Source organism: Mesorhizobium erdmanii, assembly GCF_013170725.1.
In the GTDB taxonomy this organism is placed as follows: domain Bacteria; phylum Pseudomonadota; class Alphaproteobacteria; order Rhizobiales; family Rhizobiaceae; genus Mesorhizobium; species Mesorhizobium erdmanii.
Genome location: NZ_CP033361.1, coordinates 2957743 through 2972311, shown reverse-complemented (window position 1 = coordinate 2972311; position 14569 = coordinate 2957743). Strand labels below are relative to the sequence as shown.

The 14569-nt window shown below is 62.0% G+C and carries 9 protein-coding genes and 1 pseudogene; 4 read left to right on the top strand and 6 right to left on the bottom strand.

Annotated features, from left to right (window positions below; translation table 11 throughout):
- Positions 1 to 70: 70 nt before the first annotated feature.
- Entirely contained in the window at positions 71 to 1510 is a 1440-nt protein-coding gene (locus EB233_RS14395; RefSeq protein WP_064989316.1) for a cryptochrome/photolyase family protein, read from the bottom strand.
- Between the two features lie 167 nt (positions 1511 to 1677).
- On the opposite strand from EB233_RS14395, the pseudogene EB233_RS14390 reads away from it, so the two are divergent.
- From EB233_RS14390 to EB233_RS14380, 3 genes and pseudogenes are all read left to right on the top strand, one after another.
- Positions 1678 to 1861 (top strand): annotated as a pseudogene (locus EB233_RS14390) (ABC transporter permease); the annotation flags it as partial.
- Between the two features lie 215 nt (positions 1862 to 2076).
- Positions 2077 to 5010: a metallophosphoesterase family protein gene (locus tag EB233_RS14385; protein WP_064989318.1), complete on the top strand. Its 2934-nt coding sequence runs from the start codon at positions 2077 to 2079 to the stop codon at positions 5008 to 5010.
- Positions 5011 to 5993: 983 nt separating this feature from the next.
- Complete coding sequence (locus EB233_RS14380; protein WP_064989395.1) at positions 5994 to 7016, top strand: aminopeptidase; 1023 nt, start codon at positions 5994 to 5996, stop codon at positions 7014 to 7016.
- 46 nt (positions 7017 to 7062) lie between these two features.
- Here the strand turns inward: EB233_RS14380 and EB233_RS14375 are convergent, their stop codons facing one another.
- The gene (locus EB233_RS14375; protein ID WP_064989320.1) at positions 7063 to 8595 is read right to left on the bottom strand and encodes a bifunctional AfsR/SARP family transcriptional regulator/alpha/beta hydrolase; all 1533 of its coding nucleotides are present in this window, start codon (positions 8593 to 8595) and stop codon (positions 7063 to 7065) included.
- 443 nt (positions 8596 to 9038) lie between these two features.
- Between EB233_RS14375 and EB233_RS31805 the strand changes: the two genes are divergently transcribed.
- On the top strand, positions 9039 to 9431 hold the full coding sequence (locus tag EB233_RS31805; protein ID WP_244277661.1) for a class I SAM-dependent methyltransferase: 393 nt from the start codon (positions 9039 to 9041) through the stop codon (positions 9429 to 9431).
- A gap of 6 nt (positions 9432 to 9437) precedes the next feature.
- Here EB233_RS31805 and EB233_RS14365 read toward each other — a convergent pair whose 3' ends face one another.
- The 4 genes from EB233_RS14365 to EB233_RS14350 all read right to left on the bottom strand — a co-directional run bounded on the left by EB233_RS14365 (position 9438) and on the right by EB233_RS14350 (position 14511).
- The gene (locus EB233_RS14365; RefSeq protein ID WP_064989321.1) at positions 9438 to 10253 is read right to left on the bottom strand and encodes a sulfotransferase family protein; all 816 of its coding nucleotides are present in this window, start codon (positions 10251 to 10253) and stop codon (positions 9438 to 9440) included.
- Positions 10253 to 11698, bottom strand: a complete 1446-nt coding sequence (locus EB233_RS14360) for a glycosyltransferase (RefSeq protein WP_064989322.1) — start codon at positions 11696 to 11698, stop codon at positions 10253 to 10255. The genes EB233_RS14365 and EB233_RS14360 overlap by 1 nt, the downstream gene beginning before the upstream one ends.
- A gap of 888 nt (positions 11699 to 12586) precedes the next feature.
- Complete coding sequence (locus EB233_RS14355) at positions 12587 to 13645, bottom strand: hypothetical protein (RefSeq protein ID WP_155765340.1); 1059 nt, start codon at positions 13643 to 13645, stop codon at positions 12587 to 12589.
- A complete protein-coding gene (locus EB233_RS14350) occupies positions 13642 to 14511 on the bottom strand; it encodes a DUF6502 family protein (protein ID WP_064989324.1) in 870 nt (289 codons plus the stop codon). The genes EB233_RS14355 and EB233_RS14350 overlap by 4 nt, the downstream gene beginning before the upstream one ends.
- Between the last annotated feature and the right edge of the window lie 58 nt (positions 14512 to 14569).

Below are 14569 nucleotides of genomic sequence, written 5' to 3'. Positions count from 1 at the left end.
TTATCCGCGCATTGTCGAGGAGCGGCAGGAACCTGCCGCGCGTCGCATATCCCGTTCGACGCGATGCGCTTCAGCCTTCTCGCGTACCGCGATACATTTCCAAGGCACGGTCCCTGGCCATGGCGTGGTCCACGATCGGTGACGGATAGTCCTTTCCGAGCGAAAATCCGCAATCCCTCAGCACGGCTGCCGGCGCTTCAAAGGGGCGATGGATGTAGCGGTCGGGCAGCTTGGCCAGTTCGGGAACATAGCGCCTGATGTAGCTGCCCTGCGGATCGAACTTTTCGCCCTGCAGCACGGGATTGAAGATGCGGAAATAGGGCGCGGCGTCGGCGCCCGATCCGGCCACCCATTGCCAGCTTGCCGGATTGCTGGCGGCGTCCGCGTCCACCAGCGTATCCCAGAACCAATCCTCGCCTGTGCGCCAGTCGATCAGCAGGTCCTTGACCAGGAACGATGCCGCGATCATGCGCACGCGGTTGTGCATCCAGCCGGTCCGCCAGAGCTCACGCATGCCGGCATCGACGATCGGATAGCCTGTCAGTCCACGCTGCCAGGCCTTCAGCGCGGCAGGCGCCTCCTGCCATTCGAAGGCTTCGAAGGCCGGGCGGAAATTCTCCCTGTGCAGTCGCGGCCGGTTGAACAGCAGGTGATAGGAGAACTCGCGCCAGCCGAGTTCCTTGCGGAAGGTCTCGGCGTCCTTGCCGCGCCTGCGGCGCAGTGCGGCCATGATCTGGAAAGGCGTGATCTCGCCATGCGCCAGATGCGGCGACAGGCCCGATGTGCCATCGATGCCGGGCAGGTCGCGATTCTCGGCATAATTGTCGAGGCCATCCTCGACAAACCGCGCCAGCCTCTCCCGCGCGCCCTGTTCGCCGGGCTGCCAGCGTTGTGCAAGGCCCGACGACCAATCCGGATGTGTCGGCAGAAACTCGAACGCGTCGAGCCTGTCGGAGGCAAGCTTGCCCTTCCATCCCGCCAGCGAGGCCGGCGCGTCGATCGGATCGCGCACATCGTCCTCGGCCAGCCTTCTGTAGAAGGGCGTGAACACCTTGTAGAAATCGCCGGATTGCGTGGCGATGCGCGACGGCTCGTGCAGCAGGAACCCGTCATGGCTTTTCGCCTCCAGCCCTTGCGCGCGCAGGCCGGACTTCAGCGCCTTGTCGGCGGCGATGCCGGCTGGCGAGTACCGACGGTTCCAGAACACGGCGCCCGCCCCCGTCTCCTTGACGGCCTCGGCAACGATCTTCTGCGTCTCTCCCCGCCGCAGGAAAAGCCTGCCGCCAAGCATCTCCAGCGACCGCTCCAGCGCCGCGAGCGAATGGTGCAGCCACCAACGGCTGGCGGCGCCCAGCGGACGCGCGTCATTGCCGCCCTCGTCCAAGATGAAAAGCGGCACGACCGGCCTGCCCGTAGCGCCCGCCGCCGCCAGCGCCCCATTATCCGCAACACGCAAATCGTCCCGGAACAGGACGATTATCGGGCTACCCCCAGCTTGATCCCGCTCCAAATCCGCTCCTTCCCGACAAAAGAAATGGCAGCCAGCGATGCGAGGCAGCCTTGGACGGATAGCGACTTGAAAAAACGCCGGCACCGTCGATGTCCCTCATCATCTAGAGTGCCGGCCTGTCGGTGACCAGCGCGATTGAGGTGAGTGAGGTTTGGGCGGAGAAGGTCGTGATCCGCGGCGCGTCCACATTCGGTGGCTACACCGGCACCATCATCGGCGCGCTCATCCTGACCGTGCTGACGACGCTGTTGACCATCCTGCAGATGCCGGAGGGGGCCGTGACGGATATTGTTCGGGCTGATCGTGCTGTTCGTGACGGCGGCTTATCTGCGGATTGTAGAGGAGCGGTAGGGGATGCGCTAGGGTAACTAGCACGGCTGCTTCTTGGAGGTGGGTGGGACGAAGAACGCTCGTGTTCCGATCGCAGATATGAACCATCAAGATTTTAGCAGAGTTTTGATGAAGGTCCTACGTAGATAGCTTCCACCCTCTTGCTTGCTTGCGCTCGCAAGCTGCAATGGCCATGATTGTGCAGATAAATCATCAAACGAATCGACATTCACTGAATGACTGATCCCACCTCCTTCCGGCTGCTTCACTTGAGCGACCTCCATGCGGGAATGTCTGGACAAAGTTTGCTATGGCCTAACGTCAAGGAAGTGTTCTTTAGAGATCTCACAACACTGAAGAATCAAGTAGGCGAATGGGATGCAGTCCTGTTTAGCGGAGACTTCGCTCAGAAGGGCGCGAATGAGGAATTCGACGAAGTCATCGTCAGGTTGCTGGATATCTGGCGTCACTTCGAAAGCCTAGGCTTCAAGCCGACTTTGATCTGCATACCCGGCAATCATGACATTCAGCGACCCGATGCCAGAAGAGCCGAAGTCAGAGTACTTAAGAAGTGGTTCGAAGAACGTGAGATTTGGGATGACTTTTTTCGAGATAACAATGACACGTACCGCCACATAATTACCGGGGCGCTGTCGGGATATGAGCGTTTCGTCGCGAATCTAGCATCTACCTCGATTCCGCTCGCGAGGGCGCAAATCGGTCTCTTGCCAGGAGACCAACTAATAAGTTTCCACGATAAGCAAATCACGCTTGGCGTGATGGGTCTGAATTCAACGTGGCTTCAAATTACGGGCGATGAATACAAGGGAACGCTGAGTGTCGACCTACGACAGGTTAACGCGCTGCAGCCAGAAGTTGGAAAATGGTGCGGCGCCAATCACTTCAATATCGTAGTTACACATCATCCCCTCGACTGGCTGCATCCATCTAGTCTCGACACATGGTATAGCGAAATCAATCCTCCTGGTCGCTTCGATCTGCATTTGTTCGGACATATGCACGAACCATTCTCAATGACGCTTGGGATAAGTGGCGCCGCTAATCGTCACTCCCTGCAGGCACCGTCGCTCTTTGGAATGGAAATGCTTGCGGACGGTAAGACGAACCGCATCCACGGCTATTCGCTTCTGTCTTTCGAGACGTTGGACAATGCCAGGCGAATTCGAATATGGCCGCGGCGACTCCTCGGTCACAAAAGTGGCCAACAGAGGTTCGTGGCTGACAACGAATTCGTTTTAGAGGACGACAAGTACTTCACGATCAACCTACAAACGCGTCTGGATTCTGCACCCGCGCCTGTCAATGGCTCCCCTAGCAAGACTTTGCAGGCTGCCGACGTTGAGCATCAGGAGCGCGACGTCCTGCGGCCGCTCAACTACCACCTTGCCCTTCCCTCTGCCCACCGACGCGTCCGACGCGCGGAGCAACAGCAATGCCTGGAGACCCTTGAAAGCGCTCGAGCGCTATGGCTCACCTCAGAATGGGGCATGGGCAGCGATGAGTTCTTGGCCAGCGTGATGGCGCAAAGGTCGACGCAGTCTAAGTCCTTCCGGCTTGACGCGTGCGAATATTCCGACAAAGACACCTTTAGCGCCGAGGTTGCCAGGAAACTGGGCTGCAGCTTTGCCCAGTTCTGCGACGCGCTGAGCTCAGAGTCAGCATTTCTTATACTTGATGACATTCCAACCGGCGTCGAGCCACCCATTGGCTCTGTTGCACTCGAGAACGACATCGAGAGCTTCGTTGAGGTTCTCGTCGACGCGTGCCCCAATCTATGGGTCGCACTGCGGTCTCTCAAGAAGCCAACGGGAAATACGCTCGTGTCCCTTCAACTGGCTCCATTGGATGAGGCGGACATAAAGCTGTACGTAGGTGACCATGAGCGCGGAGGACCTAAGCTCACCACAATCGACGCAATCGCGATTCTTTATCGTCACACGGACGGCTATCCTACGAGGCTGGATGCGCGCCTAAAGGAGTTGACGGTCGTCTCGATCGAAGAGCTCTCGAGCAGCGGCGAAGATACGTACAGCGGTGACGGTTCACAATCCGATGCACCGTTGCTGCTAAAACGTGCCGTCCATGAACTCTCGGAGGCGGGCGACAAGCCAACAAGGCGCATGTTCGATATGCTTAAGGCGCTTTTGGTGTTTCCCCAGGGCGCGGAACTTAGCCGCATCAAGCGTTTCAACGGCGTCAATCCGTTTTATCCTGCTGACGCATTAGGCTTGATGGACAGGGCCTTGATTACAGTTTCTGAAACCCCCGAAGTTGGAAACTCTGAAACGAATTCATCCCAGAAAATACTCGTGGTACCACGCCCGATTCGGGATTATCTGCGGACCCTTGTCAACGAAGAAGCGCTCGACAGCTTGAACATGAGGGCCGCGATCTTACTCTTCGGTCCCGACTGGATGTCGGGCTCAAAGGACTGGCCTCCACATCTCGACTACTCAAGCTCATGGTGTGGCAGTGCGGACATCGCGAATGCAAGCGCCCTGCTTATACGACTATTCAGGCTCCACAGAGAAAATCCCGCATCGAGAGAAGCTGTTGCCCTGGTTTTGTTGGCGGCCTCATTCGCCGAGGCGCTTTGTGACGGATCTCACTACACGAGTGCTGCGAATTTCTGCCGGGATTTTCACGCTCTTATGGGACCGGATGATTCTGCAGAAAAGCGGGCTGGCCTCATTCGTCAACAGGGCTATGCCCTGCGGATGTTAGGGGATCGAGTCCGTGCGAAAACACTATTGAAGGAGGTACTCGATTTTCCGTTCCCTAAGGTTACGCGACAGAGCGTCCTTATCGATCTGGCGCTCTGCCATAAAGCAGACAGGGAATCTGACGCCATGGAATATGCAAAAGAGATACTGCGGATTAATCGCAATAACAGCCACGGTTACCAAGCTCAGCAAATCATCATCGAGTTGGAGCCCGCAAGCTCCGATCGAACTAGGAAACTAACCGAGCTTGAAAGAAAGGCTCGAAAGAACAAATTCTACGTGGTTGCAGAAAATATTGCCCTTACACGGGCCAAAGAAGCAGCAAGCGACGATGCTGCTGCAGCCATACTCGACAGTGTCTTGAAAGGACCAGAAAATGGAGATCTCTATAACAAGAGTAGAGCGGCTCTTGAGTTAATTAACTGAAAAATTCAATCTGGTGCTAATATTACTGACTTTGAGGTATTAAAACTAATTAGTTGCTACCAATTTGTTCTTAACGAGAGAGTTCCTTGGATGTTTAACTCCAGTCATAGGGCTCTGTGGCACGTTTTTACTACGCGGGGAGACTGGGGCAACCTCCTCACACTTTTTCGCTATAGCTCGATGATTTGGAGGCTTCGTGGAGAAGAGTCAAACGAACAAGAATTCCTCTCAAAACTGGAGAGCATTATTGGTAGCGTCCCCGGGGAAACGGTGCGCCGGAACAAAGTATCGCATTATTATTATGCACGATCTTGGCACTACAGAGCATCGAAAGCCATCACTGAGTTAAGATGATTAACCCCATCCCGACCCCCAACCGTCCTCTTCAACCGCTACTCGCTCCGCCACCGCCTCGCTTCACAAATCGTCGCCAAATTACGGTGACAATGCACTCTACACCTCACCCTTGCCAGCTGATCACCCACCCCGCATCATCCCCCCAATCCCCTCCAGCAACCCCCCTGCTCGCGCTCCCAGAACCAGTGATCCTTCCCCTCGACCTCGACAAACCGTGCCTCCCGAATCCCTGCCGCCAGATACCGCCCGGCTTCCACCCTCGCCGCCCGGTCACCCCTGCAGTGCAGGACAATCGTCTTGGCCGAGACTGTTGACAGCAGCAGGCACACATCAGCGTCACGCAGCACCCGCAGCAGGCCTGCCACCGCACCGGGGCTGGAGGCGGCCCTGCAGCAGGCCGGCCCACCAGGCGCGCCAGGCGGTCGGCGGCGAGGCCGGGCGCGAAGGTTTCGAATACCCGCCTTGCCAGTCCTGCCAATTCGAAAGTCCGGCATGCTGCCCGCGCCAGGTCTTGACGAAAATCGGTGCGCCTGACACGAGGGCAAATGGGGCATTCGCGCCATGATGGATGAGCAGGCGGTGTGCTGGTTGTGAAGCGCTTTTTTCGATTGCTTGCCGCTGTGGTCATGGCGGCCGGCGTGGCCGGGTGCACCAGCGTCTCCTACTACGCGCAGTCGCTGGAAGGCCATGTGCGGATAATGGCCGCGCGGAAAAGTGTCGGAAAGCTCATCCACGATCCCTCGACGCCGAAGGCATTGCGCACGAAGTTGACGTCGGCGAGCGCCATACGTCGCTTTGCCACCGATGAGCTGGCACTCCCCGATAACAGCAGCTACCGCAGCTATGTCGACATCGGTCGAGACAACGTGACCTTTGCCGTTTTTGCCGCCCCGAAATTCTCGCTCACGCCGATAACATGGTGCTTTCCGGTCTTCGGCTGCGTTCCGTACCGGGGTTACTTTTCCCAGAAATCCGCGATCGAAACCGCCGCCGAACTCAAGGGCCGAGGCCTGGACGTCTACATCTCGGGCGTCACCGCCTATTCCACGCTGGGCTGGTTCAGCGACCCGCTGCTCAGCACCATGCTGCGTCAGGACGACACCTATCTCGCAAGCCTCATCTTCCATGAACTGGCGCATCAGAAAATCTATGTGAACGGCGACTCCGCGTTCAACGAAGCTTTCGCGGTCTCTGTCGAAACAAGCGGCGTGAGGAAATGGCTGCGCGAAGCCGGCGATCGCGCCGGTTTGCGACGCTATGAAGCCAATCGCAAACGCAGTGCCGACTTTCTCGGGCTGATAGCGCAAACGCGCGACGAGCTGAGGCAGATCTATGGGAGTCCTCGCGCCTCGCAGCAGATGGCTGCCGCCAAAACAGCCGCGATCGACAGGCTGCGAGTGCGCTACCGGCAAATGCGCGACAGGCGCTGGGCCGGATATCGCGGATACGACGCCTGGTTCAACAGCCCCATCAACAACGCAAAGCTCGCCGCGACTTCCGTCTACGGCGAACAGGTTCCAGCGTTTCTTCGCCTCTATGACTTGTGCTCGGGCGACTATCCGAGATTCTATGCTTCCGTACGGCGGATCGCGGCATTGCCCCAGCCTTCCCGGGCGGAGGCGCTGAGGAACGCGACGATTTGTAATTGACGTTGACCTCCTGACCAATGCCGGTTCTGGCCGACAGGGGCCTGCCTCAATGTCCGCTTGTCATCGCCCCGATCCCCTCCAGCAACGCCCCCTGCTCGCCCACCCAGAACCAGTGGTCTTCCCCTTCCACCTCGACGAACCGTGCCCCCGGTATCCTTCCCGCCAGATAACGCCCGGCCTCGACCCGCACGGCGCGGTCGCGGGTGCGGTGCAGGACCAGCGTCGGCGCCCTCACTTTCGAAAGCAGCGGGCGCACGTCGGTGTCGCGCAGCGCTTGCAGCAGGCCGGCGACGGCGCCCGGGCTGGAGGCGGCCCTGAGCAGGCCGGCCCACCAGGCGCGCGCCTGGCGGTCCTGGGCGACGCTCGGCGCGAAGGTTTCGATTTCCGCCGGGCCGCCCCAGCCGGCGAGCAGGCGCTGCTGCCACAGGTCGTATTGCGCCGATGTCAGCGCGAAGGGATAGTCGGGCGCGTGGCTGCCCTTGGCCAGAGAGCCCCACAGCACGAGGCCGCTCAACCGGTCGGGATGGTCGACGGCGAAGCGGATGCAGCCCGGGCCGCCCTCCGAGGCCCCGACGAGCACGGCTTTGCGACTGCCGGCGGCATCCATCACCGCCAGTATGTCGCGCGCGGTCGCCTCGACGGTCGGGCGGGCGCCGACGCGGTCGGACAGGCCCATGCCGCGCCGGTCGAACAGGATCAGCCGGCCGAACCGTGACACCGCGCTCAGCCAGGCACGGCAGCTCCGGTCTTCCCAGATGCGCTCGACATGCGAGATGAAGCCGGGAACGAGCACGATGTCGGCGGGGCCGCTGCCTATGGTCTGGTAGGCGATATGGATGCCGTCCACCTGGATATAGCGGGTCCTCGGCACCTCGGCACCCGGCGCACGCAGCAGGGCCAGCGTCGCGGGGTCCGGCGCCACGCCGAGTTCGTCGCGCAGCAGCCGCGCAGAGGTTTCGCCCTGGCGCTCGGCCGCCGCCCGGTCGCCCGCCGCCAGATGGGCGCGGATCAGGTGGCGGTGCGCGCTTTCGCTCAAGGGGTCGAGGGCCGCAAGCCGCGTTGCGTGGACGACGGCGCCGCGCGCATCGCCGCCGGCGATCCTGGCCTCCACCAGCCGCTCCAGCGCCTGCACCAGCCGGCTGCGCAAGGCCTCGCGGCGGAAGAACACCCATTCCTCGAACTCTGGACAGTCCGGCAGCGAGAAGCCGGCGAGATAGTCGCCTCTGTAGAGGTCGGCCGCCGCGTCGAGATTGCCGGCGTCGCAGGCCTGCTCGTAGGCGCCCGCGTCGGCCTCGACGGCGAGCCCCGGCCGCAGGTTGAGCGATGCCGCGCCGGCGGCGATGATCTCCGTGCCGAAGGCATTGCGGATCTTGTACAGCGTGCGCCGCAGGCGGGCGCGTGCGGCCTCCGTGTCGGCCTCGGGCCACAGCAGCGTGGCGGCGACGTCGCGCGCCACCGGTCCGCCGGCCTCGGCCAGGGTGATCACGAGCGCTGCCGCCTTGCGCAGGGCGAGCTCTATCGGCCGCCCGTTCAGCCGGAACTCCGGAAAGCCGAGAAGTCGCAGTTGCAAGCGATCCATCGATCCGCACGCGGCCGGGCCAAGGGTTTCGAGAGGACGTTGAGGGGACGCCGGCCTTCTATCCATCCCCGCGAATTCGGGCCAATCGGGCCCGATCAAACCCTTGGAGCGAGAAATGTCACCGGTCAATACATCAAGCCATAGCACACTTGCCGGCGGCGGTGCCCTTGCCGTCATCACCGGACATGGAGGCTGAACCATGTGCCAGACCTGCCTCTCCTGGTATGCGCGCTGCGTTGCCCCTTATTTCGTCCATGCCGGCTGCTCGGCCGGCGCCTTTTCGCGGATGCGCGGGCGCGTCATCCCGCGCGCGCAAGGCGTCGTCGTCGAGGTCGGCTTCGGCTCGGGCCTCAACCTTCCCTATTACGACGCCGCCAGGGTCGAGCGGCTGATCGGCATCGATCCCGACGGCACCATGCTCGGCCTCGCCGCACCGAAGAGCCGTGCCGCGCCATTTCCCCGTCGAATGCATCCGCGCCGGCGGCGAAAGCCTGCCCTTGGCCGACGGCTGCGCCGACACGGTGGTCGTCACCTATGCCTTCTGCACCATTCCGGACCCCGAGATGGCGCTGGGCGAAATCCGCCGCATCCTGAAACCGACGGGCCGGCTTATCTTCATCGAGCACGGCCAGGCCGAGGGGCCGCGCCGCCGGCGGTGGCAGGAACGCCTGAACCGGCTGTGGGGATCGCTCGCTGGCGGCTGCCACCTCAACCGCGATCCGCTCGGCCTGATCGGCGGGGCGGGCTTCCGCCTCATCGAAGTGCAGCACGGGCGGTTCCCGCTACCCCTCTGGCAGTTGGGCAGCCACCACGCCGGCATCGCGGCGGCAGGATGACCGGCTTCACCAGAAGCCGACGAGCGACCTCAGCATCGCCGTCGGGCCGACCGCCTCGCCGCAGGTCTGACGGAACCCTGCCCGTCCCGTTGCGTCGAGTACGTCGTCGTCGATGCCGCGCAGGATGGCGCTGGCATTGCGCCAGCCGATCCTGGCCAGCGCCGAGGCGAGCTCCGCGCGGGCGCGATCGAAGATCTTTTCATCCCGCCGGTCCGCGGCCTGGTCGATGTCATTGCTCGCGTCGAGCGTATGGCGTGGAATTTCCACCTGGCAGCGGACATCGAAAGGCCAGGGGCGGTCCAGAAAATGAGAGAGCATATGCAGCGACAAGGCCGGTTCTGAAACGAGCTCCTCATAGCGCACGAAATGCACCGGAGCACCGGTGCGGCGAAGCGCGTCCATGGCGAAATAGAACTGGTTCCAGTAATCGGCCGGCGATCGGAACCTGTATTCCATTCGCTTTGCTCCGGTAAAATCCTGCCTGACATCGAACGGGTCTTTGACAAACGAGCCGAGATTTCCGTTCGGCTTGAAGATCGTGTCGTTCCTGGCAAGGCGATACCACGACAGAATCTGGCTGACGGGATCCTTGCTCATGACGACGATTGGCAAGTCGCCATGATCGACCTCGCGCCCGCTCATCAGCGCCGGGAAAACTCCGTGTTTCCAGAACCCCCGATCGAAGACGACCGGGATTTCGAGGTAACGTTCGATGAGATGCTTGGCGAGGTTCGTGCCCGAGCGCGGCGTCCCCATTACCCTGACGGCACCGGGGCCAGCCCGCGCACCAGTGAGCGTCGACATGTCCACGATCGTTCCCATCACGCCTCGCGAAAAAACCGTTGATCGGTCGCCAACGCGCCGGACTGCCTGGCCGCCGCTGGAAGCGGCCCGTAAATACTGGGCGCGCAGCCGTCCGGAGCGATCCCCGCGACAGGGTCGACTTTCGCCTCGGCCTCCGCGACGGCGTCGATTGCCGCGACATGGTCGACTATGGTCGCGAAAAACTCCCGCTCCTTGATCGGGCGGTATCGAGACGTGATCGTGTGGCGCAATTCCGCCAGCCAGACCGGGTCGGTGCAGGCCTTGGCGATCGCGGCGCACCAGGCCTCGATATCGCGGGCGGGAATGGTCGGCATCAGCCCTTGCGTCGCCTCGGTCAGCGACGGCGCGTCCGAAATCAGCACCGGCAGCCCGAAATCGAGGCACTCGGCGGCGCCCAGGCCCCAGCCTTCGACCGCCGACGGATAGACGCTGAATTCGGCGTCGCGGTAGAGTTCGGCCAGCTCCCGGTCGCTGAGATTGGAGCGGAACTCGACATGCGCGGCAAGCTCCGGATGTGCGTCCATGAAGGCGGTGAGTTCCTCATACATCCAGCCCCATCGGCCGCACAGCACCAGTGTCGGCAGCCGCTCTCCCAGCAGCGGCAAGAGCCGGTGCCAGACCTTGAGCAGCAGGATGTGGTTTTTGCGGATCTCGATCGTCGAGCAATAAAGCACGAACTTGCGGTCCCGGTTTTGCCGATCAGCGGACATTTCCCGGTCGGTGATGGCTTCCCTCAGGAAGGCGCCGGGCGATGAAACCGCGACCTGCGGAATCCGGGCAACGTCGGAGGACTTGGCATGAGCTTTCACCCTGTCGGCGGTGTATTTCGACACGCAGACGAGCAGATGCGCATTGTCCAGCTGCCATGCCGTGTTCCGCACGAATCCGCGTGCGTGATGCGGACCGACGAATTGCGGAAAGTCAACCGGAATGAGGTCGTGCATCACGGTGAAGATGCTGCATCTGGCTTTTTTGCCCGCGAGCCGGGCCGAAGCAAGCTCGTGCACGCTTGCACTGGACAGGAAGCAGATGGCGTTTTCGTCCTTCAGCGGATCGCCGGTGTCGAGCCTGCTTGGGCGCAGGGCCGATTTCACGATCTTAAACAGCCGGACGACCGTCTTCGACAGCTGAAACTTGACGCCGCGCCGCTTCTCGGATCCGGAGAGGAAGATCGCCGCCACGCGGTCGAATTCGCGCCCGCAGGCGATGGGTGCCGCCCTTATGATCGACAGCACTTTCCACAGCCGCGCCAGATAGGAGCTGCCCTCGCCGCCAGTCGGCTGCGGCAGGTCACCGTCGACGAGCCGCCGGAGATAGCGAAGCTCCGCCTCATCGAGCCTCTGACCGTTTCCCCACGCGTCGACGACAAAGAAGCCGACCGGCGAGGACTTCCAACGAAGCGCCTGACGAATGAGTGCTGTCTCGACGCGCGGGATGCCCACTGGCGGATGCGGCCCCCAGCGAAATGGCAGGGAGGCATCAATATATAGTGTCTTCAATGGTTTACCTTCGATTTTGCTGCACCGACATCAAATCAGTCCGCAGGCAACAGAAATCCGTGGCGGTCAAAGCCGCATCATTTCGGATTGATTTGCCTTGCTCCGAGGCCCGAGGGTTTGATCGTCCTCAGATGTCGATCTCATGTATGTGGGAAATTTACCCACGTCAAGAGTAGACAGTTGACTTGTGGGTAAATTTCCCACAGATTGGGTCCGTCAGCCGAGAAAAAGGCGCGAGGAAACTTCGATTGGAATTTTCCGCGGACCGTCCGCCCCCCGCATGGTCCGCGGGAAGCAGCCGTACCCAAAAAGCTCAAGGCCCTACCCACGAGCCCCCCGTACGGCTGCACCGGCCGGTTCCGTCTATCGCAAAGGACGGACCGGCCGGATTATCGTTGTTCTCTGGAGCGCTGGCGGAGCGCGAGGGGCTCCCGTACGATATCACGCGAGCTAGGAAATGAGAGTGTTCAGCGTTTCGTGGAACGATGAACAGCTCCAATCCCGCTTTGTCATAACCATCATAATGACCAGCCGTCAGCGCTGCCCCTCACCTGCCTGCCGGCATCCTCTCCCCGTATAGTGACGGGGAGAGGGACGCCGTCATCGGCGATTTCGCCAATCTCCAACGTTGTGGGAAGAACGCCGGCTTCGCGGCCGGCCACTCTCGCCCCGTTTACGGGGGTGAGGCGTGGTCCGCGTAGCGGACGAAAAGCCAATTGCTTGGCTTTTCGAACAACGAACGCCCGAAGGGCCATCATGTCCGGCAGGACAGTGAGGGGCGCCGACCGTTCAAGGCTACCGCGTTCGACCAAAAATCATGACGCGGGAGGACTAAGGCGCGCCCGGTCCGCCTGGCCCGCCTGGCCCGCCCGGTCCGCCGGGTCCGCCCGGCCCGCCTGGCCCGCCAGGTCCACCCGGCCCAGCCGGTCCGCCGGGGGGCGGGCCGGGCGGCATGCCAGGCTGGTTCGGCGACGGCCCGCCGGCACCCTGCCCGCGCGATGCCGATATGATCTTGCCCTCGCGGTCGAAGCCGACGTCGAGGAACACGCGGACGGCAGCCGTCGATTTCACATCGCCATTGTGATCGTCGACAGTGACGCCCAGACCCGATTCCAGCCGCTGTCCGCGGCGCTGCAGGAACGTCTCGTAGAGAACATCGGCGACATAGGCCTGCGGCACCGGCGCTTCCGCCTCCAGATGCACGATCCTGTACCCGCCCGCGGCCTTGGCGAGGGTCAGTTGAACGCGCCGATTTGCCAGCGGCGACGATCCCTGTCCGATCTTGAGCCGTCCGACCAGCAACGCACCCGCCCTGACAACCGCAAGGCCGCGAACCAGATAGTGCGTTTCATCCGGCCGAGTCTCCACCAGGCTGGCGACGACCTTCCCGTCCGGCCGGCGAATGCCATGGACGGCGACGATATCGCCGGTCTGGACCTTCAGCCCGCCTTGAACGCCGCCAATGTCGATCTGCTGTCCCGCGACCCGCATCCAGCCGGCGATTACGCGTTCGACAGGCCCGACCACCTCGCTGGTCACATGTATCCCTGACGTGACGATGCCGTCGGTCTTTTGGACCACCGCGACACGCACGACATGTCCGATCTTCAGGCTGGTCGGGTCAACGCGGACGCCGTCGATCCAGACCGGCACATCAGGCTGATACTGAACCCGCACGCCATTGACGAAAATGCTGCCGAAGCGCTGTATCGTTCCGACGATGCCGGTGCCGCCGATGCCCTGGTCGCCATCTGTCCCCGCCGTCCAGCCGGTACCGCCGATGCCCCGGTCTTTCGACGCTTCGTCCGCCCTCGCGAGCAGACTGCAAAACACCGTCGGCAAGGCGGTTGCAAGCGTCAGGAAACCCCGTCTCGTCGGCCTCCCGCTCATGCAGTCTCTCCGCCGGCATTCTTGTTTTCAGGCGTTTCCTCGGCAACGAGCGAGGTGGCGTCGGAGGTAAGGATATAGACACCCCAGTTCCACCGACTGCTGCCGCCGGGATCGTTCTGGATAGCCTGGTTGGCGTATTTGTTGAGACGCAGGAGCGTCTCCACCGCGATCTCGCGGCTGTAGGCCTCTAGCGACCTGGCAAGCTCCTCCGACAGACCGTCATAGTGAACGGCGCGCTCGAGGAAGGGCGGCGCGTCGGCGAGCACGTTTTCGACCGAGGCGGCCGCATGATCGCCGAGATTGCGGGCAAAATAGTAGAGCCGGACCTCGCCATCGCCGCGCGGCACCATTGCCCCTTCCATCAGCACGATCCGGTCCTCGTCGTCGATCTCGACCAGCTTTCGGTCGAGCCAGTCGTCGAGAACGGCTCGCGGCCGCAGGTCTCGGGTCACCGATTCCACAAGGCCGGCAAAGGATGGCTCTCCCGCCTCGCTCGTCCGCGCCAGCGGCAACGGCGTGCCCCTGGCGTCGACGAACTGCGGATCGGCAAGCCAGCGCGCGACGATGGCGCTCGTCCTCGAAACGGAATCGGGCACCACCCGCACCGGCGCGCCCGCCCCTCTCAGCCGGCTGACTTCCTTCCTGTGGACGCCTGTCAGCAGGCTGACCCTGGAGTCGGTCTGTTGTTTGTCCGGCAAGGCGAATTCATGCTCCGCCACATTGACGTAGAGCTGGCGCAGCAGATCGACGAAGGCCGGAAAGGTCACGCCGCATTTGATGGCGAGCCGCACCAAAGGGCGCAGCACCCGGTTCAACGCGCTCTGGACCCCGGCGGCATCCAGATATTGTCCCGCCGATTTGCTCATCGTCGTCCTTCACTTGCCAATCGTGAAATCGGTCATCCATCCCTCGGAAATTCCTGCC